Source organism: Pseudomonas sp. UBA5706, assembly GCF_002419965.1.
Lineage (GTDB): Bacteria > Pseudomonadota > Gammaproteobacteria > Pseudomonadales > Pseudomonadaceae > Aquipseudomonas.
In genome coordinates this window covers 12956-32388 of record NZ_DIHC01000034.1, presented here as the reverse complement: position 1 = coordinate 32388, position 19433 = coordinate 12956, and the positions used below count along the sequence as shown (strand labels likewise).

The 19433-nt window shown below is 59.5% G+C and carries 16 protein-coding genes; 11 read left to right on the top strand and 5 right to left on the bottom strand.

Features of this window, described 5'->3' with window-relative positions; all coding sequences use genetic code 11:
* Nucleotides 1-62 precede the first annotated feature (62 nt).
* Entirely contained in the window at nt 63-2564 is a 2502-nt protein-coding gene (locus B3I26_RS16275; protein ID WP_296259050.1) for a circularly permuted type 2 ATP-grasp protein, read from the top strand.
* On the top strand, nt 2564-3460 hold the full coding sequence (locus B3I26_RS16270; RefSeq protein WP_296259048.1) for a transglutaminase family protein: 897 nt from the start codon (nt 2564-2566) through the stop codon (nt 3458-3460). The genes B3I26_RS16275 and B3I26_RS16270 overlap by 1 nt, the downstream gene beginning before the upstream one ends.
* Before the next feature lie 136 nt (nt 3461-3596).
* Here B3I26_RS16270 and B3I26_RS16265 read toward each other — a convergent pair whose 3' ends face one another.
* Nucleotides 3597-3758 carry a hypothetical protein gene (locus tag B3I26_RS16265; protein WP_296259178.1) on the bottom strand — a complete coding sequence of 54 codons (162 nt, stop codon included), beginning with the start codon at nt 3756-3758 and terminating at the stop codon, nt 3597-3599.
* A gap of 415 nt (nt 3759-4173) precedes the next feature.
* On the opposite strand from B3I26_RS16265, the gene azu reads away from it, so the two are divergent.
* Nucleotides 4174-4620: an azurin gene (gene azu / locus B3I26_RS16260; RefSeq protein ID WP_296259046.1), complete on the top strand. Its 447-nt coding sequence runs from the start codon at nt 4174-4176 to the stop codon at nt 4618-4620.
* Between the two features lie 62 nt (nt 4621-4682).
* Here azu and B3I26_RS16255 read toward each other — a convergent pair whose 3' ends face one another.
* The 4 genes from B3I26_RS16255 to B3I26_RS16240 all read right to left on the bottom strand — a co-directional run bounded on the left by B3I26_RS16255 (nt 4683) and on the right by B3I26_RS16240 (nt 9178).
* Nucleotides 4683-5708, bottom strand: coding sequence for a 2-oxoadipate dioxygenase/decarboxylase family protein (locus B3I26_RS16255; RefSeq protein ID WP_296259045.1), 1026 nt, complete (start codon nt 5706-5708; stop codon nt 4683-4685).
* Nucleotides 5709-5909: 201 nt separating this feature from the next.
* Nucleotides 5910-6737: an ammonia-dependent NAD(+) synthetase gene (gene nadE / locus B3I26_RS16250; protein ID WP_296259043.1), complete on the bottom strand. Its 828-nt coding sequence runs from the start codon at nt 6735-6737 to the stop codon at nt 5910-5912.
* Between the two features lie 62 nt (nt 6738-6799).
* Nucleotides 6800-7999 carry a nicotinate phosphoribosyltransferase gene (gene pncB, locus B3I26_RS16245; protein ID WP_296259041.1) on the bottom strand — a complete coding sequence of 400 codons (1200 nt, stop codon included), beginning with the start codon at nt 7997-7999 and terminating at the stop codon, nt 6800-6802.
* 273 nt (nt 8000-8272) lie between these two features.
* Nucleotides 8273-9178 carry a LysR substrate-binding domain-containing protein gene (locus tag B3I26_RS16240; RefSeq protein ID WP_296259040.1) on the bottom strand — a complete coding sequence of 302 codons (906 nt, stop codon included), beginning with the start codon at nt 9176-9178 and terminating at the stop codon, nt 8273-8275.
* Nucleotides 9179-9340: 162 nt separating this feature from the next.
* On the opposite strand from B3I26_RS16240, the gene B3I26_RS16235 reads away from it, so the two are divergent.
* The 8 genes from B3I26_RS16235 (at nt 9341) to B3I26_RS16200 (ending at nt 19388) form a co-directional block, all read left to right on the top strand.
* Nucleotides 9341-10843: an aldehyde dehydrogenase family protein gene (locus tag B3I26_RS16235; protein WP_409522036.1), complete on the top strand. Its 1503-nt coding sequence runs from the start codon at nt 9341-9343 to the stop codon at nt 10841-10843.
* Nucleotides 10844-11081: 238 nt separating this feature from the next.
* Nucleotides 11082-12365, top strand: a complete 1284-nt coding sequence (locus tag B3I26_RS16230) for an NAD(P)/FAD-dependent oxidoreductase (protein WP_296259039.1) — start codon at nt 11082-11084, stop codon at nt 12363-12365.
* Nucleotides 12366-12719: 354 nt separating this feature from the next.
* Nucleotides 12720-13853 (top strand): branched-chain amino acid ABC transporter substrate-binding protein, encoded by a 1134-nt coding sequence (locus B3I26_RS16225; RefSeq protein WP_296259038.1) that lies wholly within the window; start codon nt 12720-12722, stop codon nt 13851-13853.
* Nucleotides 13854-14036: 183 nt separating this feature from the next.
* Nucleotides 14037-14951, top strand: a complete 915-nt coding sequence (locus B3I26_RS16220) for an ABC transporter permease subunit (RefSeq protein ID WP_296259036.1) — start codon at nt 14037-14039, stop codon at nt 14949-14951.
* Nucleotides 14952-14953: 2 nt separating this feature from the next.
* Nucleotides 14954-16249, top strand: coding sequence for a high-affinity branched-chain amino acid ABC transporter permease LivM (gene livM / locus B3I26_RS16215; protein ID WP_296259034.1), 1296 nt, complete (start codon nt 14954-14956; stop codon nt 16247-16249).
* Nucleotides 16249-17124: an ABC transporter ATP-binding protein gene (locus B3I26_RS16210; RefSeq protein WP_296259032.1), complete on the top strand. Its 876-nt coding sequence runs from the start codon at nt 16249-16251 to the stop codon at nt 17122-17124. The genes livM and B3I26_RS16210 overlap by 1 nt, the downstream gene beginning before the upstream one ends.
* Complete coding sequence (locus tag B3I26_RS16205; protein ID WP_296259030.1) at nt 17121-17837, top strand: ABC transporter ATP-binding protein; 717 nt, start codon at nt 17121-17123, stop codon at nt 17835-17837. The genes B3I26_RS16210 and B3I26_RS16205 overlap by 4 nt, the downstream gene beginning before the upstream one ends.
* Before the next feature lie 777 nt (nt 17838-18614).
* Nucleotides 18615-19388 (top strand): SDR family oxidoreductase, encoded by a 774-nt coding sequence (locus B3I26_RS16200; RefSeq protein ID WP_296259028.1) that lies wholly within the window; start codon nt 18615-18617, stop codon nt 19386-19388.
* Nucleotides 19389-19433 lie beyond the last annotated feature (45 nt).

The window sequence follows — 19433 nt, the reverse complement described above, 5'->3', positions numbered from 1 at the left end:
GCCACCGTGTGTCATTTTTCTCTGCGCTAACCTGACTCCTTTAGCTGTCTGCCGAGCCTTCCATGCCCGACCTGCTTGACCGATACCCGTTCTGCGCGGGTACCTATCACGAGATGCTCGATGCCAGTGGCGCTGTCCGACCGCATTGGCGGCGCTTCTATGAGCATCTGCAACGCAGCACACCTGCGCAATTGATCCAGCGTCAGGCGTTGGTCGCCAGGCAGATTCAGGAAAACGGCGTCACCTATAACGTTTATGCCGACCCCAAAGGCGCGGACAGGCCGTGGGAGCTGGACCTGCTGCCGCATCTGATTCCGGTCGAGGAATGGCAGCGGCTCGCAGCAGGCATCGCCCAGCGCGCGCGCTTGCTCAACGCGGTATTGGCAGATCTTTATGGCCCGCAGCTATTGATTGCCGAAGGGCTGCTGCCGGCCGAACTGGTGTTCGGGCACAATAATTTTCTCTGGCCGTGCCAAGGTGTGATGCCGCCGGAGGGCACGTTCTTGCATGTCTATGCGGTCGATCTGGCGCGCGCCCCTGACGGCCGCTGGTGGGTCACGGCAGATCGTACTCAGGCGCCGTCCGGTGCTGGCTACGCGCTTGAAAGTCGTCTGATCGTGTCGCGGGCGTTTCCCGAGTTGTATCGCGACCTTGAAGTGCAGCATTTGTCCGGCTTCTTCCGCTCGCTGCAGGAAACGCTCGCGCGGCAGGCACCGAGCAACAATGAGGTCCCGCTGGTCGTGTTGCTCACGCCGGGACGCTTCAATGAAAGCTATTTCGAACACCTGTACCTGGCCGGTCAGCTCGGCTATCCGCTGGTCGAAGGCAGCGATCTGACCGTGCGCGATGCGACGGTGTACCTGAAAACCCTCAATGGCCTGCGCCGAGTGCATGCGATCATGCGGCGCCTCGACGATGACTTTTGCGACCCGCTGGAGTTACGCACCGACTCGGCGCTCGGCGTCCCCGGCTTGCTGGAAGCTGTACGTCAGGGCCGGGTGCTGGTCGCCAACGCCTTGGGCAGTGGCGTGCTGGAATCACCGGGGCTGTTGGGGTTCCTGCCAAAGATTAATGAGTACCTGTTCGGCGAAGCGTTGGTCCTGCCGTCGATCGCGACCTGGTGGTGCGGCGAACCGCCGGTGCTGGCCCAGGCGCTGGAGAAGATGCCTGAATTGCTGATCAAGCCTGCGTTCCCCTCGCAAAGCTTCGCGCCGGTGTTTGGCCGCGATTTGAACGAGGAACAGCGCCAGGCCCTGGCCGCACGCATGCAGGCCCGGCCATACGCCTATGTCGCTCAGGAACTGGCGCAACTGTCTCAGGCGCCGGTCTGGCAGGGTGCGCAAACGCAACTGCAACCCCGCGCCATCGGGATGCGGGTCTATGCGGTCGCGACGGCCGACGGCTATCGCGTGCTGCCGGGTGGTCTGACGCGGGTGGCCGCCGAGGCCGACGCCGATGTGGTGTCGATGCAGCGCGGTGGCGCCAGCAAGGACACCTGGATTCTCGGCGAGCGCACATTGGGCAGCGAACAGTGGAAAGGCCAGCGTTCATTGGGCGTGCACGACCTGATTCGCCGCGACCCGTATCTGCCCTCGCGGGTAGTGGAAAATCTGTTTTGGTTCGGCCGTTACTGTGAGCGTTGCGACGACAGTGCGCGGCTGCTGCGCATCATGCTGGCGCGCTACGTCGATGGTAATGACCCGCTGGCCCTGCAAGCAGCGGTCGAACTGGGCGAGCGCCTGCACCTTGTGCCTCGCAAAGACGAGAAAGCAGGCACCGAGCTGCGCGAACGCTTGCTTGCGGCATTGCGGGGTGAACAGTGGTCGTTCAGCCTTAGCTCCAATCTGCAGCGGTTGCAGTGGGCGGCGTCGCAGGTGCGCGGCAAGCTGTCGCGAGAAAACTGGCAGGCCTTGGTGGAGTTGCAGCACGAAGCGGCGAACCTGGACACCGACACCCCGAACTTCGGCGAACTGCTGGACTTGCTTAATCGGTTGGTCATGTCCCTGGCGGCGCTGTCCGGTTTTGCGTTGGATGACATGACCCGCGACGAAGGCTGGCGCTTTTTGATGATCGGTCGGCGCATCGAGCGACTGCAGTTTCTCAGTACCAGTCTGGCGGCGTTCCTGCGCAGCGCTGCCGTTTTCGATCAGGACGCGCTCGACTGGCTGCTGGAACTGGGTAACAGCGGCATCACCTACCGCTCGCGATATCTGGCGATGCCGCAGGTAATTCCGGTGCTTGACCTGCTGCTGCTCAATGAACAGAACCCCCACGCCGTGCTGTTCCAGCTCAAGCTGGTGACACGCTCGGTAAAACGCTTGAACGACGACTTCGGTGTGCCCCAGGAAGCTAGTCTTGCGAAGCTGACGCAACGGCTGGCGGCTTTCGATCTGGGTTGTCTGGAGAACGGCCTGTTTGGTGAAAGCAGTGTCAGGGCCGCTTTGCACGGTCTGGCGGATCTGTTGCAAAGCATTGGCGACACCACTGGCCAGGTCTCCGACCGTCTGGCGCTGCGCCATTTTGCCCACGTCGACGATGTAAGCCAGCGCACGGTGTCCGTCTGATGAACAGCGCTCATTACCAGATATTTCACGACACCCACTACAAGTACGACACCCCGGTGTCGCTGGCTCAGCAATTGGCTCACCTGTGGCCGCGGCACAGCCCCTGGCAGCGTTGTCTGGAGCAGGAGTTGGTGATCAGTCCGACGCCCACGACGCGCCGGGACGAGCTGGATGTGTTTGGCAACCCGCTGACGCGTCTGGCCTTCGAGCGTCCCCATGATGAATTGCAGGTCAACGCGCGTCTGCTGATCGAGGTGCTGGAGCGCCCGACACTGGACTTCCAGCAATCCGCGCCATGGGACCTGGCGCGCAGCACGTTAACCTACAGCGCGTCGAGAATGTCGCCAGACCTGTTGGAAGCCTGTCGTTATCGCTTCGAATCGCCCTATGTGCACTTGAAGCAGTCGTTCATCGAATTCTCGGTCAGTTGCTTCCCGGCAGGGCGGCCGCTGCTGCTGTGTGCGCAGGCACTGATGGAGAAGATCTTCGACGAGTTCATCTTCGATGGTGAAGCGACCCAGGTGGCGACTCCGCTGGTGGAAGTGTTGGAAGCCCGTCGCGGCGTCTGTCAGGACTTCGCGCACCTGATGCTGGCGTGCTTGCGCTCACGTGGACTGGCGGCGCGGTACGTCAGTGGTTATCTACTGACCCAGCCGCCACCCGGTCAGCCGCGCCTGATTGGAGCTGATGCGTCACACGCCTGGGTTTCGGTGTTCTGTCCGGTGCTGGGTTGGGTGGACTTCGATCCGACCAACAATATCCAGCCTTCGCTTGAACACATCAGCCTGGCGTGGGGGCGGGATTTTTCCGATGTTTCGCCGCTGCGCGGCGTGATCCTCGGCGGTGGCCATCACGACCCGGAAGTGCGCGTCACAGTGATGCCGATTGCGGGGTGAGACGGGTTGCAGGCATCCGAAGTGCGCGCCTGCGCCATGGATGCGCCGGATTGACTGGCGCATCGCGGGCAAGCGTCTTGCTATCGGGGGTGCCCATACCCACATACCCTGGGATGGGTCGGGGGTGTAATGCGGATCAATCGGCGGGCTTGTCTTGTTCCTGCTGTTCAACGGCCTCGCCTTCTTCGGCAACAGGCTCTGCTTTCTCGGCCTGCTTGCGTTGCAACTTTTCTTCTTTCTTCTGCTCCTTGGCCAGATCGCGTTGACGTTTGGCGAAGGAATAGTTGGGTTTGGCCATGGGCAATCCTCGAGGCGGGCGATAAGTCTGTCCATTCTGCCTGAGAACGGTGCGTAGCCTGACCTGTATTTTATGCAGGGCAGTTCGTTTCAGTGGCACCGCTCTGGATTTTGTACGATCAGCCCCGTAAATCGCAGGGCAGCATTTGCTGAAATCCTGACGGGCATTGGCGCAGTCGCCGCCCGCGCTACAGGTATAGGCGGCGAGCAAACTGCGCCAACGGTTATTGAGCGGCATGATGGATGAGTGAGGTGCCCATCCTGGAAGGACTCTGTATCGTGCGCTGCTTGATCGTCTTCATGGCACCCAAAGAGGCCAGTCAGGCATCTTTGATACTATGCGGCTATTAAATTGTTTAAAGTTAGGGCAAGCTTTGTATACAAAAATACAGAGATACCCATTCAGGAGAGTCACCATGATTCGCAAGATTGTCGCTGCATCCCTGCTTACTCTCGTCAGTGGCCACCTTTTTGCCGCTGAATGCTCAGTGGACGTGGATTCTACTGACCAAATGTCGTTCGATACCAAAGCCATCGAAATCGACAAAAGCTGCAAGGAGTTCACCGTTAATCTGAGGCACTCCGGCAGCCTGCCGAAAAACGTCATGGGCCATAACCTGGTGATCAGCAAAGAAGCTGACATGTCCTCGATTGCCACCGACGGTCTGAGCGTCGGGATTGATAAGGATTACCTGAAAGAGGGCGACGCGCGCGTCCTCGCTCACACCAAGGTCATCGGTGCGGGCGAGACCGATTCGCTGAAGATTGATGTCTCCAAGCTCGACCCGGCAGAAAAATATGGTTTCTTCTGCTCGTTCCCAGGCCACATCAGCATGATGAAAGGCACTGTAACGCTAAAGTGATTCACGTAGCGGGGCGGTCACGATGCTGACTGCCCCGGATACGCGTGGGAGACGCCGCCCGTTCACGCCCGCTTCGAGTCGGTCATCTTGAAAATCCCCTGCGCGTTGCTGCTGTCGAAATTCAGATCGATCCTGCCGCTCTCGGGATCAATCTTGCGCTGGATGAATTCGACGAACGAGCCCAGCACTTGATGCATCTCGAGCAGGCCTTCGGCGTTCAGCAGGTCGCGGCTCACGCTGCACGCTTTGTATGCGGTCTGCATCACACGTCCCGAGCCTGATACTTCGACACTGTCCTTCATCGGTCGCTCGCGACGATGCTGTTCTTCGACCGTGCCCTCCAGGTTTTCCACTCGATCCGTGAGGTGGTTGAAGCTATTGCCCTCGGTAGCGATCCAGGCCATCTCCGCGCTTTCACTGAGCAACTGACGGTAGTCGGCTTCCCGTACCGCGCCGTGCTGGCGTCCGAATGCACGGTAGAGGGCTGGTAGCAGATGCAAAGCTTCATCGAAACTGCAATGGCGGGTTGCCCGCAGGCGTTGGAGCACGCTTAGGTCTTCGCTGCTCAGCGGGTCGCGGCTGGAACCGACCACGCGGCTAACCGCATCCTGAAACGCTTGGCTCAGACGGCCCGGGTGCAGCTCGGAGACGAAAAACTGCGCGATGTCTTCGGGCAGATCCATCTGCCGGTAGCCCCAACCGGTCATGTGCAATTTGGTCAGCGGGTAGGTGCGCACGTCAGTGAAGCCAAGCGGTTCAAGCAGCCGCGAGAAGGCTTGTCGTCCGCGTGGCAGCTCACCATTGTGCGCCCAGTCCACGGTCCGAATGGCGCCATGATCGAACACCACCTTACGACCGTCTTCGAACTGCTCATCGACATACCGCAGACCGTCCGGCACCGCCTCAACTAGTTTGCGAAACAGGCACAGGTTCAACGCTTCGGCCAGCCAGACACGATGAATACCATCGGGGGACCAGGAAAAGTTCTGCAGCGCCTGCGGGATTTCGACGCGGTGTTCCAGCCAATCTGCAGCAGGCTGGCCGACGGTTGCAGCAACGAGGGAGAACAGGCCTTGGAACGCGGTCATCGTTAGCGTCTCTGAGCGAGAAAGTCAGGACGCTATGTAAGCCCCGATGGCAAATGCCATCAAGCGAAAAAAATCGACGGGTTCATTCCATTTTCTATTGACCGCCCCAAAGGGGCTGTACGCGGGACCCTTGCAGCAGTGCGGCTTGCCGACGTTGGAACCGCCGCCGGCACGCCGTGCTGCTACAAATGCTCGCCTTTATTACGGTGCGTACGGCAGGTCACGCTTGTGCTGCGTCTTGCGATACGTATTAACGATGATGTCGAACGCTTCCTGACGCAGCGGCTGGCCATGAAGGAAAGCATCGATCTCGGCGTAGGTCACGCCGTGGGACGCTTCGTCGGGTTTACCTGGCACCAGGTCTTCGAGGTCAGCAGTCGGAATTTTCTCGACCAGGTATTCCGGCGCGCCAAAGCTGCGGGCGATGGCCCGTACCTGATTCTTAACCAGGCCGCTCAACGGTGCGAGGTCGCAGGCGCCATCACCGAATTTGGTAAAGAAGCCCATCACCGCTTCGGCTGCATGGTCGGTACCGATCACCAGCCCGCCGCGTACCCCGGCAATGGTGTACTGCGCCACCATGCGTGTGCGCGCCTTGACGTTGCCTTTGACGAAATCGACAGCCGTATCGGGCTGGCCTTCGAAGGCCTTGACCTGCTCGACCAGCGCCTTGACCGATGGTGCGATGTCCACGGTGTGACGCTCGTCAGGATTGATAAAATCCACGGACGCGGTGGCTTCGTGTTCATCGTGCTGGACGTGATACGGCAAACGCACGGCGATGAACTGATAGGCGTCATCGCCGGTGCTTTCACGCAACTGGCGCACGGCACGTTGCGCCAGCAGGCCAGCGGTCAACGAGTCCACGCCGCCGCTGATGCCTAACACCAACACCTTCAGACGCGCATTGTGCAGGCAATCCTTGATGAACTGAATTCGACGGGCGACCTCGGTTTCAAGCTCGCCCTGATTGGCGAAGGGCGCCTGAACCTTAAGGGCCCTGGCGATCTCGAGCTGTACGGCTTGCATGATTGACTCCTTTTTTAGAAGAAGAAAAATAGGCATTCAAAAGGGTAAATGCGGTGCTCGAATCAGGCTGGCACCTTGAATACGTGACGCAGGTAGGACACAAATTCCGGGTCCTTGCATTGCGTCTTGCCGGGCTCGTCGGAAATCTTCGCGACAGGCTGCCCTGCACAGGCCGTCATTTTGAGCACGATGCTCATAGGATCGGTGCCGGGAATGTCGGCAGTGAGGTTGGTGCCGATACCGAAGCTGACGTTGATCCGACCGCGCAAGGCGCGAAATATTTCCAGCGCCTTGGGCAGGTTCAGGCCATCGGAGAACACCAGTGTTTTGCTCATCGGGTCGATGCCGAGTTTCTGGTAATGGGTGATGCATTTTTCGGCCCACTGCACCGGGTCCCCCGAATCATGACGCAGGCCATCGAAAAGCTTGGCGAAGAACAGGTCGAAGTCGGTCAGGAAGGCATCGGTGGTGATGCAGTCGGTCAGAGCAATCCCCAGTAGGCCGCGGTATTCGCGGACCCAACAATCGAGCGCGGCGATCTGGCTGTCGATCAAGCGTGGGCCCAACTGCTGGTGCGCCATGATCCATTCGTGGGCCATGGTGCCCAGCGGTTTGAGGTCGAATTTGCGCGCCAGGTAGACGTTGCTGGTACCGACGAACTGGCCGGGGAAGTCCTTTTTCAATACCGACACGACGTCTTCCTGCACCGCGAACGAGAAGCGTCTTCGGGTGCCGAAATCAGCGACTTTCAGCTCTGCCAGCTCATCGGCGGTAGCGGTAGCGTTCAGCCAGTCGAACTTGCGATACAGCTGGTCGCGGGCCTGGCTCAGCAGAATCTCGGGGTGGCGATGACGATTGCGGACTTCGCTGACGATGGCCAGGATCGGTACTTCGAACAGGATCACATGCAGCCAGGGGCCAGAGAGACGGATGCACAGCTCGTCATTCTCGATGCTGGTCTGCACGTAGCGCAGGTTGAATCGGAACAGACCAAGAAAGCGCAGAAAATCCGGTTTCATGAAATTGATGCGCTCCAGAAACCCGGTTTCTTCGGCGCTCAGCGACAGATCGCACAGCCGCTCGATCTGATGACGGATGTCCGCCAGATAAGGGCGCAGGTCTTCCCCGTTGCGGCAGCGGAACTCCCATTCCACGTCGACGTTGGGGTAATTGTGCAGTACAGCCTGCATCATGCTCAGCTTGTAGAGGTCGGTATCGAGCAGGTTCTGAACGATACGACCTGCAAAAGCGCTCTCACTCATTGTGTCGCTCCAGCCAGCAGTGGCCGCAAATGTGCGGCTTAAGAAAACCGAGTCGGTGACGCATACAGCCTTGTGGCGACGGCAAATATTGGCTCCATGCCACTACGCCCGGCTTGTTATTGACGATGGCCGACATAATGCCAGTCGTCGCCAGCTTGGGGCAGATTTGTTTCGGCGAAGTATCCATCTAGTGTGGGCGTGCGCGATGGCGGCATGTCTCTTGGCTGATAGGTTTCTGACACGGCCCTATCGCGGGCCAGCGCGCCCATAGGCTTAATGGGGAGTGGGGGCTTGCAGTTGCTCGAGCATCCATTCCACGAACACCCTGATTTTCGGCACTTCCGCTGCGTGTTCCGGGTAGGCCAGGTAATACGCGTCACGGCTGGGCAGCGCGTGTTGCCAGGGGATGACCAGCTTGCCGTCCGCCAGTTCTTCCTCCACCAGAAACCTTGGCAGCAGCGCCACGCCGCAGCCCACTTGCGCGGCACGAATGCACATGTAGAACGTTTCGAAGCGCGGTCCGTGGTAACTATGTTCAGTCTGGTAACCCTGGCTGTCGAACCAATCATGCCAGCCCTGTGGACGATGGGCGTTTTGCAGCAGGACCAGGTCGGCCAACTGGGTCGGATCGGTAAAGGGTTCATCCGGCAGGCTGCCGGGAGAACAGACCGGGACCAACTCCTCGCCGAACAGCTTCACGCTTTCTGCGCCGGGCCGGGCGCCCTGACCGAAATAAAACGACATGTCGCAGCGGCTCTGGGCCAGGTCGTCGCTTTCCTGCTCGTTCACCAGGTCCAGATGAATGTGCGGATGACGCAGGCGCCAGCCTTTGAGTCGCGGGACCAGCCAGCGCGCGCCGAAGGTCGATGGCGTAGAGACCCGCAGCACTTGCGTCTCGCCGCCGTAGGAGCGCAAAAAGTGCGTGGACATCTCCATCTGCGTGAGGACCTTGCGTACCTCGGCCAGATACAACGCCCCGGCCGGCGTCAATTGCAGGCGTCGCCGCACGCGGCTGAACAGCAGATGCCTGACCATCTCCTCAAGCTGCGCGACCTGCTTGCTGACGGCACTTTGGGTCAGGTTCAGCTCTTCGGCGGCGCGGGTGAAACTCAGGTGCCGGGTTACCGCTTCAAAACATTGCAGCGCCGTGACGGACGGTAGATGACGTTTGTTCAGCATATTCAGGCGTGCTCGGCGTCAGCATGAAAAAACGGAATGATATCTCGCTTAATGGTCGTTTGTTGACTCGCTCACGGCCAGCTATTACTAGACCCTGACGAAACGCTCGTGTCCCGACATTGCGAATTCGCGTTAACGCTCTACCTCAAGTCTGGAGAAATCATGCCCAACGCTCTGCTAAGCGACTTACTTAAACGCCTCGGTGTCGACCCTGCGCTTTACCAAAACGGCGACAAGCCTGTTCATACGCCGATCGATGGCAGTCAGGTCGCCTCGGTAAGCTGGGAAGCGGCCGCCGAGGTCGAGCAGCGCATCACCCGTGCCGAACACGCGTTCCAGGCCTGGCGCAAAGTGCCTGCTCCACGTCGTGGCGAACTGGTGCGTTTGTTCGGCGAAGCGCTGCGCAAGCACAAGGCCGATCTGGGCGAGTTGGTGTCGTGGGAAGCCGGCAAGATCACTCAGGAAGGCTTGGGCGAAGTGCAGGAAATGATCGACATCTGCGACTTCGCCGTCGGCCTGTCCCGCCAGATCTACGGGCTGACCATCGCCTCGGAGCGCCCCGGCCACCATATGCGTGAAACCTGGCATCCGTTGGGCGTGGTCGGCGTGATCAGCGCATTCAACTTTCCGGTAGCGGTTTGGTCGTGGAACACCGCACTGGCGCTGGTGTGCGGCAACTCGGTGATCTGGAAACCGTCGGAAAAGACACCGCTCACCGCACTGGCCTGTCAGGCGCTGTTCGACGGCGTTGCGGCTGAATTCGCCGATGCGCCGCAGTACCTCACCCAGTGCGTGATGGGTGGCCGTGACGCCGGCGAAGCGCTGGTGGACGATCCCCGCGTGGCGCTGATCAGTGCCACAGGCAGCACCCGCATGGGGCGCGAAGTGGCGCCAAAGATCGCCGCACGTTTCGCTCGCAGCATCCTGGAGCTTGGCGGCAACAACGCTATGATCCTGACCCCGAGCGCCGACCTGGACCTGGCCGTGCGGGCGGTCTTGTTCAGCGCAGTCGGCACTGCGGGCCAGCGTTGCACCACGCTGCGTCGGTTGATCGCGCATTACTCGGTCAAGGCCGAGTTCGTTGAGCGTCTGAAGGCGGCCTACGCCAAAGTGCGCATCGGTCACCCGTTGGAAGGCAATCTGGTTGGGCCGTTGATCGACCGGCAAAGCTTCGACAACATGCAGCAAGCGCTGGAACAAGCCTTGAGTGAAGGCGGCAAGGTGTTCGGCGGCAAGCGCGAGTTGGCCGATCAATTCCCCAATGCGTACTACGTTTCGCCTGCCATCGTCGAAATGCCGGAGCACAGCGATGTGGTGCGCAGCGAAACCTTCGCACCGATCCTATATGTGGTCGGCTATGACGAGTTCAGCGACGCAGTGCGCCTGAACAACGACGTGCCACAAGGCCTGTCCTCGTGCATCTTCACCACCGATGTGCGCGAGGCCGAGCAGTTCATTTCGTCGTTGGGCAGCGACTGCGGCATCGCCAACGTCAACATTGGCCCCAGCGGTGCAGAGATCGGTGGCGCGTTCGGCGGCGAGAAGGAAACCGGCGGCGGTCGCGAATCGGGTTCGGATTCCTGGAAAGGCTACATGCGTCGTCAGACAGCAACGGTGAACTACTCCCGCGAGCTGCCGTTGGCGCAGGGGATCACCTTTGATTGATTGACCGGGGCGGTGCACAAGCGGCACCGCGCAGGCCTCATTCGCGAGTGAGTTTGCTGGCGAAGAGGGCAGCCCAAACAACATCGAGTTTTGGTGAGGGTGCCGACGCTCTGCGTGAGTGCGCGCTGATGGACGCTCGGCGGTGACGCAGAGCATCACTGAATGCGTTCCGACGCGCAGCCTAGGAACGGTTGGTCAGTCTATTTGAATCATCGTTGTCTCTTTCCGAGGAATTGCGATGCCGCTACGCGAAGAATGTCTGTGGGAAACGCTGACGCCGCAAAGGCCGCAAGCGCCAGCGTTGAAGAAGGAGGCGAGCGTTGACGTGTGCGTCATCGGCGCAGGTATCACCGGGTTGTCGGCAGCGCTGCATCTGCTCGAACACGGCAAGAAGGTTGCTATCGTCGAGGCTCATCGTACCGGCCAGGGCGGCTCAGGGCGCAACGTGGGTCTGGTCAACGCCGGGCTATGGATTCCACCCGACCAGATCGAAGCCGGTTTCGGCGAGAAAGTCGGCAGCCAGCTCAACAGCATGCTCGGCAATGCGCCGTCGCTGGTCTTCAGCCTGATAGCGAAATACGCCATCGACTGCCAGGCCACGCGCAAAGGTACGCTGCACATGGCGCACAACGCCAAGGGCGAAATCGACCTGCGCAGCCGCGAAGCACAATGGCGCCGTCGCGGAGCACCCGTCGAGTTGCTCACCGGCAAAGCCTGCCAGCAAGCCACCGGCACCCGGCAGATCACCTCGGCCTTGCTGGACCACCGTGCGGGCACCATCAACCCGATGGCCTACACCAGCGGTCTGGCAGCTGCAGTCGCGATGCTGGGTGGCGAGCGTTACGATCACTCGCCGGTCAAGCGTCTGGAGCGTCAAGGCCAGCGCTGGTGCGTAATCACCGAGCATGGCTCGGTCGTTGCCGATCAAGTGATCATCGCCTCCAATGCCTACACCGAAGGGCAGTGGACCGAGGTGCGCCGCAGTTTCTTCCCCGGTTATTACTACCAGGTTGCCTCAGCGCCGCTTACCGAAGATGCGGCGCGGCAGATTCTGCCCGACGGGCAAGGCTCCTGGGACACGCGTCAGGTGCTGAGCAGTATTCGTCGCGATGCTGACGGGCGGTTGCTGCTGGGCAGTCTGGGCAACGGCAACCGGAAGCCGAACTGGTTCCTCGAAGCCTGGGCCGATCGCGTGCAACGACACTATTTTCCGTATCTGAAAAAGGTTGACTGGGAATATACCTGGACGGGCCGCATCGACTTTACGCCAGATCACCTGCTGCGCATGTATGAGCCTGCACCAGGACTGGTCGCGATGACAGGCTACAACGGTCGCGGCAACACCACCGGCACGGTCGTGGGCAAAGCGTTCGCCGATTACCTGTGCAGCGGCAGCCAGGATGCGCTGCCGATTCCGTTCACACCGATGAAGCCGCTCAGCGCCATTGGTCTACGCAGCTCTTTATACGAGGCTGGCTTTTCGCTATACCATGCGGGGCAGTGTTTGAGGGTGGTGATATGACGCGTTCCAGCACGGCAGAGCTGCATGCTCACGCTGTTGTTCTCCTGATATGGTGCGTCCCGTAGCGGTTGCGCACTAACGGTGTGCAGTTCGGTGACGCACGTTGTAACAACAGGGTTGTACAGGTCAGGTTGCGCCGGTTGCGAAATTTATAAGGCAGGGTTGCTCTTCTTAAGATGCGTGGTTGCACCTTGAATGGTTTAGAGGGTTGCACGCCCGATGCACAAGGGCTCGAAACAGTCGAATAACAACAAAACAACGACTTTTTAAAGAATAAAAAACCGATGGCACGCCACTTGCTCACCGGTTACGGGCGGTCGCAGTGCTAATTAAAAAACCTAGGAGCACCAACTCATGTCGCAGACGTTTTACAGGAAAGGCTTTCTGGCAATCGCAATCGCTACTGCAATGGGTGCGGCTACGTTTGTGCAGGCTGACGTGAAAATTGGCGTGGCGGGTCCGATGACGGGTGCGAATGCCTCATTCGGTGAGCAATACATGAAAGGCGCCCAGGCGGCAGCCGATGCGATCAATGCTGCGGGTGGTGTCAACGGCGAGAAGATCTCCCTCACGGCTTATGACGATGCGTGTGAGCCGAAACAGGCTGTAGCGGTCGCCAACAAGGCGGCTTCGGACAAAGTGGCGGGCGTCGTCGGCCATTTCTGCTCGTCTTCGACCATTCCTGCTTCGGAAGTCTATGACGAGGCGGGCATCATCGCGATCACCCCAGGCTCGACCAACCCCACCGTTACCGAGCGCGGCCTGAGCGCCATGTTCCGTATGTGCGGTCGTGACGACCAGCAGGGCGTGGTCGCAGGCGATTACATCGTTGACGTGCTCAAGGCCAAGAAAGTCGCGGTCATCAACGACAAGGACACCTATGGCAAAGGCCTGGCGGACGCTACGGCATTGCAACTGACCAAGCGCGGCGTGAAGCCTGTCCTGGAAGAAGGTCTGACCCGTGGCGAGAAAGACTTCAGCGCCCTGGTCACGAAAATCCGCTCTACCGGCGCCGATGTTGTCTACTTCGGCGGCCTGCACCCGGAAGCCGGCCCGCTCGTCAAACAACTGCGCACTGAAGGTTTGAAAGACGTGAAATTCATGTCGGACGATGGCGTTGTCACCGACGAACTGGTCACCACCGCAGGCGGCGCACAGTACGTCGACGGCGTGTACATGACCTTCGGCGCCGACCCGCGCGTGCTGCCGGACAGCAAGGCAGTGGTTGAGCAGTTCCGCAAATCCGGGTACGAGCCTGAAGGCTATACCCTGTACGCCTACGCGTCGGTTCAGGCCCTGGCCGCTGGCTTCAACGGCGCCAAGTCGAACAAGGGCGAAGACGCTGCCAAGTTCCTCAAATCCCACGATGTGACCACGGTCATGGGCACAAAGGCCTGGGATACCAAAGGCGACCTGAAGGTCTCCGACTACGTGGTTTACCAGTGGGACGCGAACGGCAAATACCACCAGCTCGAAAAGCAGAAGTAAGTCGAGCGCCTAGTCGGTTGGGGTGTTTCGTTGGCTTGGAACCTCGAAACGGCCCCGGCCGGTAATCGATGCTGCTTCGCGCGGCATCGGACCTTCTGTTGCCTTCGCGCACGTGCCTTTGTTTCTCACGAGGAGACATCCGGCGCGCGCCAGGTTGGCCTTTCAAGTTCGTGAGCGTGCGTGATGGATGGTATTTTCCTGCAGCAAATGGTCAATGGCCTGACCCTCGGTTCGGTCTACGGCCTGATCGCCATCGGTTACACGATGGTCTACGGCATCATCGGCATGATCAACTTCGCCCACGGCGATGTGTACATGATCTCGGCCTATCTCGCAGCCATCGGCTTGGCCGTGCTGTCGTTTTTCGGCATCGAGTCGTTCCCTTTCCTGATTCTAGGCACGCTGATCTTTACCATCGTGGTGACCGGTGTGTACGGCTTCGTCATCGAGCGGGTGGCCTACCGGCCGCTGCGCAACTCGACGCGTCTGGCACCGCTGATCAGTGCCATCGGTATTTCCCTGATTCTGCAGAACTACGCGCAGATCGCCCAGGGCCCGCGCCAACAAGGCGTTCCGACCCTGCTTGAAGGCGCCATGCGCTTTGACGTCGGCAGTGGTTTCGTACAAATCACCTACACCAAGATTTTCATCCTGATTGCCGCGTTCGTCGGCATGGGCGTGCTGACCTACATCATCAAGTACACCAAGCTGGGCCGCATGTGCCGCGCCACGCAGCAGGATCGCAAGATGGCCTCGATCCTGGGCATCAACACCGACCGGATCATCTCCTACGTATTCGTCATCGGTGCAGCCATGGCCGCTTTGGCAGGCGTGCTGATTACCTTGAACTACGGCACGTTCGACTTCTTCGCCGGATTCGTCATCGGCATCAAGGCCTTCACCGCAGCGGTACTCGGCGGTATCGGTTCGTTGCCGGGCGCGATGCTCGGCGGATTGATCCTGGGGGTTGCCGAGTCGCAATTTTCCGGACTGATCAACTCCGACTACAAAGACGTGTTCAGTTTCGGCCTGCTGGTAGTGATTCTGATCTTTCGTCCCCAAGGCCTGCTGGGTCGCCCGCTCGTGGCGAAGGTGTAATCATGTCTGCTCCTGTCAAACCCATCGATATCAAACAAAGCGTGATCGACGCGGTGGTTGCCGGTCTGCTGGCGCTGATTGTATTCGGCCCGATCGTCGGCATCGTCCTGGACGGCTACGGCTTCAATATGCAGCCGGGGCGTGTTGCCGTGCTGGTTGGCGTGGTCGTGGTTGGTCGTTTTCTGATGAGCCTGTTCTTGCAAACGCCTAAAGGCGTGGCCATTGCCCAAAGCTTCGAAAGCTCCGGCTCCGGCGTGCACGTACTGCCACCGGGCTATAAGACTCGGCTGCGCTTCATCATTCCATTGATGATCCTGATCGCCGTGATCTTCCCGGTGTTCGCTGACAAGTACGTGCTGACCGTGGTCATCCTCGGCCTAATCTACGTGCTGCTGGGTCTTGGCCTGAACATCGTAGTGGGCCTGGCCGGGCTGCTCGATCTGGGCTACGTGGCGTTCTATGCCATTGGTGCGTACGGCCTGGCACTGGGTTACCAGTATCTGGGCCTGGGGTTCTGGTCGGCGCTGCCGCTGGCGGCCATTGCTGCGGCTTTCGCCGGATGCATCCTCGGCTTTCCGGTATTACGCATGCACGGCGATTACCTGGCCATCGTGACCCTGGGTTTCGGTGAGATCATTCGTCTGGTGCTCAATAACTGGCTGTCGTTCACTGGCGGTCCGAACGGCGTCCCCGTGCCTTCTCCGACCTTCTTCGGCCTGGAATTCGGGCGTCGTGCCAAGGACGGCGGGGTGCCGATCCATGAGTACTTTGGCTTCGATTACAACCCGAATCTGAAATTCGTCTTCATCTACGCTGTGCTGTTCCTTGTGGTACTGGCCGTGCTGTACATCAAGCACCGGCTGACCCGTATGCCGGTCGGCCGTGCCTGGGAAGCCCTGCGCGAAGACGAAATCGCGTGCCGCTCCATGGGCCTGAACCACGTACTGGTCAAGCTCTCGGCGTTCACCATCGGCGCGTCCACTGCCGGCCTGGCCGGGGTGTTCTTTGCCAGCTACCAAGGCTTCGTCAACCCGACCTCGTTCACCTTCTTCGAGTCTGCGCTGATCCTGGCCATCGTCGTCCTGGGCGGCATGGGTTCCACCGTGGGCGTGGTGATCGCCGCGTTCGTGCTCACCGTCGCTCCGGAAATGTTGCGCAGCTTTGCCGAATATCGCGTGCTGCTGTTTGGCATCCTGATGGTGCTGATGATGATCTGGCGCCCACGGGGCCTGATCCGCATCAGCCGCACCGGCGTTCAGCCACGCAAAGGCGTGTTGGCCAATGTGGAGGGCGCGTGATGAGCGACGAAATCGTTCTATCCGTGGAGAACCTGATGATGCACTTCGGTGGCATCAAGGCCCTCAGCGACGTGAGCTTGCAGGTACGTCGTAACTCGATCTTCGCCTTGATCGGCCCTAATGGCGCAGGCAAGACCACAGTGTTCAACTGCCTGACCGGCTTTTACAAAGCCACTGGCGGGCGCATCGAGCTGAATGCGCGGGGCAAGAAAACCAACGTGATCCAGCTGCTCGGTGAGCAGTTCCGCGCCAGCGATTTCGCCTCGCCCAAGCGTTTCGGCAGCCGCCTGTTCTACAAGATGTTCGGCGGCACGCACCTGGTGAACCGCGCAGGGCTGGCGCGCACTTTCCAGAATATTCGGCTGTTCAAGGAAATGTCGGTCGTCGAGAACCTGCTGGTGGCTCAGCACATGTGGGTCAATCGCAACATGATTGCCGGGATCCTCAACACCAAGGGTTACCGCAAGGCCGAAGATGACGCCATGAACACGGCGTTCTATTGGCTGGAAGTGGTGGACCTGGTGGACTGTGCCAACCGCTTGGCCGGTGAGCTTTCCTACGGCCAGCAACGGCGTCTGGAGATTGCCCGGGCCATGTGCACCCGCCCGCAGGTGATCTGCCTGGACGAACCGGCGGCCGGCCTGAACCCCCAGGAAACCGAAGCGCTAAGCAGCATGATCCGTCACCTGCGCGACGACCATGACATGACCATCGTGCTGATCGAGCACGACATGGGCATGGTCATGGGGATTTCCGACGACATCGTCGTGCTTGACCACGGCAACGTCATTGCCAAAGGCAAGCCGGAGCAGATCCGTAACGATCCGAAGGTGATCGCGGCGTATCTGGGTGCTGATGAAGAGGAGCTGGTATGAATAAGCCGATCCTCGAACTCAAAGAGATCGATGTGTATTACGGGCCGATTCAGGCCCTGAAAAAAGTCTCGATGCATATCGACGAAGGCGAAACCGTCAGCCTGATCGGTTCCAATGGCGCGGGTAAATCCACGCTGCTGATGTCGATCTTTGGCCAGCCGCGTGCCGCCAGCGGGCAGATTATCTACCAGGGCACGGACATCACCCAAAAGTCGTCGCACTACATTGCGTCCAACGGCATTGCTCAATCGCCTGAAGGCCGACGCGTGTTCCCCGACATGTCTGTAGAAGAGAACCTGATGATGGGCACGATCCCGATTGGGGATAAGTACGCCAGCGAAGACATGCAGCGCATGTTCGAGTTGTTTCCGCGGCTCAAGGAGCGGCGTAACCAGCGGGCGATGACCATGTCCGGCGGCGAGCAACAGATGCTGGCCATCGCCCGTGCGTTGATGAGCCGGCCCAAGTTGCTGCTGCTGGATGAACCGAGCCTGGGCCTGGCGCCGATCATCGTTAAACAGATCTTCTCCACACTGCGCGAACTGGCGAAGACCGGGATGACGATCTTTCTGGTCGAGCAGAACGCCAACCACGCGCTGAAGCTGTCGGATCGGGCCTATGTAATGGTCAATGGCGAGATTCGACTGACAGGCACGGGCCAGGAGTTACTGAGCAACGAAGAGGTCAGAAACGCTTATCTTGGCGGGCATTGACGCCTTCACCAGCAATCCCAAAAACAATGCCCCGGTGGATCGCACACGGGGCATTTTTTTTCAGGATTGAAATTGTGGAAAACAATTTTGAACAGCTGTTAAAGCGCGACATATAGCCGCTGCAAATGGTTGTTTTGTCACTGTTTTGACTTGTTCAGAATTACTGTGGAAGTGGCTGTGAATAAGTTGGTGGCAGTTGGCTACAGGCCTCGTTATACGTGGTGTGTAGCGCGGTGGTTAATTATTGATCAGTGGGTTCGAAAGGTATTTTGAGGCGAGTTGTCAACGCTTGCTTAGCTGGTTTTTTATACAGCTAACGATGTGCGCACGCCTGTGGATAACTCTGTGTGCAACCCTTGGAAAGACCGCCGCAGGTAGCGCCATCTCTAGGCTTGTCAGCTGGATCCTGTCTGTCGACGGGATGCGTCGTTGATTTATGTACAGATACGCGGGCGCGGGTCAAGAGAAATCGGTAGGTGATGTGCCCACAGGCCCCGTATGACGTGGCTTGCACGTTTCAAGGTTGCCCCCGGTTTTTGTGGGCCTGACTGTGGATAACGTGGGCAAAACTGCGTCCAGGCCACGGGGCATATGGCGTTGATCGCGCTGTATGTTTTTTGATCAGTTTGGCCAGGGTGAGCGCGTAGTAGGACGATTATTCGCCTTGGGCTTGATCCATAGCCATTGGCGCGGGCATTCTCCAGAACTTTCCTACACGCAAGACATTTGCGTTAATCCACGCTTATTCATAAGCCCGTATCCAGTCAGGAGAACCACATGACTTCTACCGTGTTCATTACCGGTGCCACTTCCGGGTTTGGCGAAGCCTGCGCGCGACGCTTTGCAGAGGCGGGCTGGTCGCTGGTGCTGACCGGGCGTCGTGAGGATCGCCTGCAGGCCCTGAGCACCGAATTGTCGAAGCAGACCAAGGTTCATACCTTGACGCTGGATGTGCGCGATCGCGTGGCCGTGGAGAAAGCCGTCGAAGGTCTGCCGGCCGAGTTCGCGAAGATTCGCGGCCTGATCAACAACGCAGGTCTGGCCTTGGGTATCGACCCTGCGCCCAAATGCGATCTGGATGACTGGGACACCATGATCGACACCAACGTCAAAGGGCTGGTCTACACTACCCGTACGCTGCTGTCTCGTCTGATCGCCTACGGTCGCGGGGCCAGCATCGTCAATCTGGGGTCGGTAGCGGGCAATTATCCGTACCCGGGCGGTAATGTGTATGGCGGCACTAAAGCGTTTGTCGGACAGTTCTCGCTGAACCTGCGTAATGATCTGGTCGGCACCGGCGTACGCGTGACCAACCTTGAGCCGGGCCTGTGCGAGAGCGAGTTCTCAATGGTGCGTTTCGGTGGCGACCAGGCCAAGTACGACGCGACCTACGCCGGTGCCGAACCGATCCAGCCGCAGGACATTGCCGAAACCATCTTCTGGATCATGAACACGCCAGCCCACGTCAATGTAAACAATCTGGAACTGATGCCAGTGAGCCAGACCTGGGCAGGCTTCTCGATTGATCGTTCGCGTGGGGAGGCCAAGTAACAGGCTGGCGTTGCAGCGTGGCGCATGACTGCAGGAGCCGGCTTG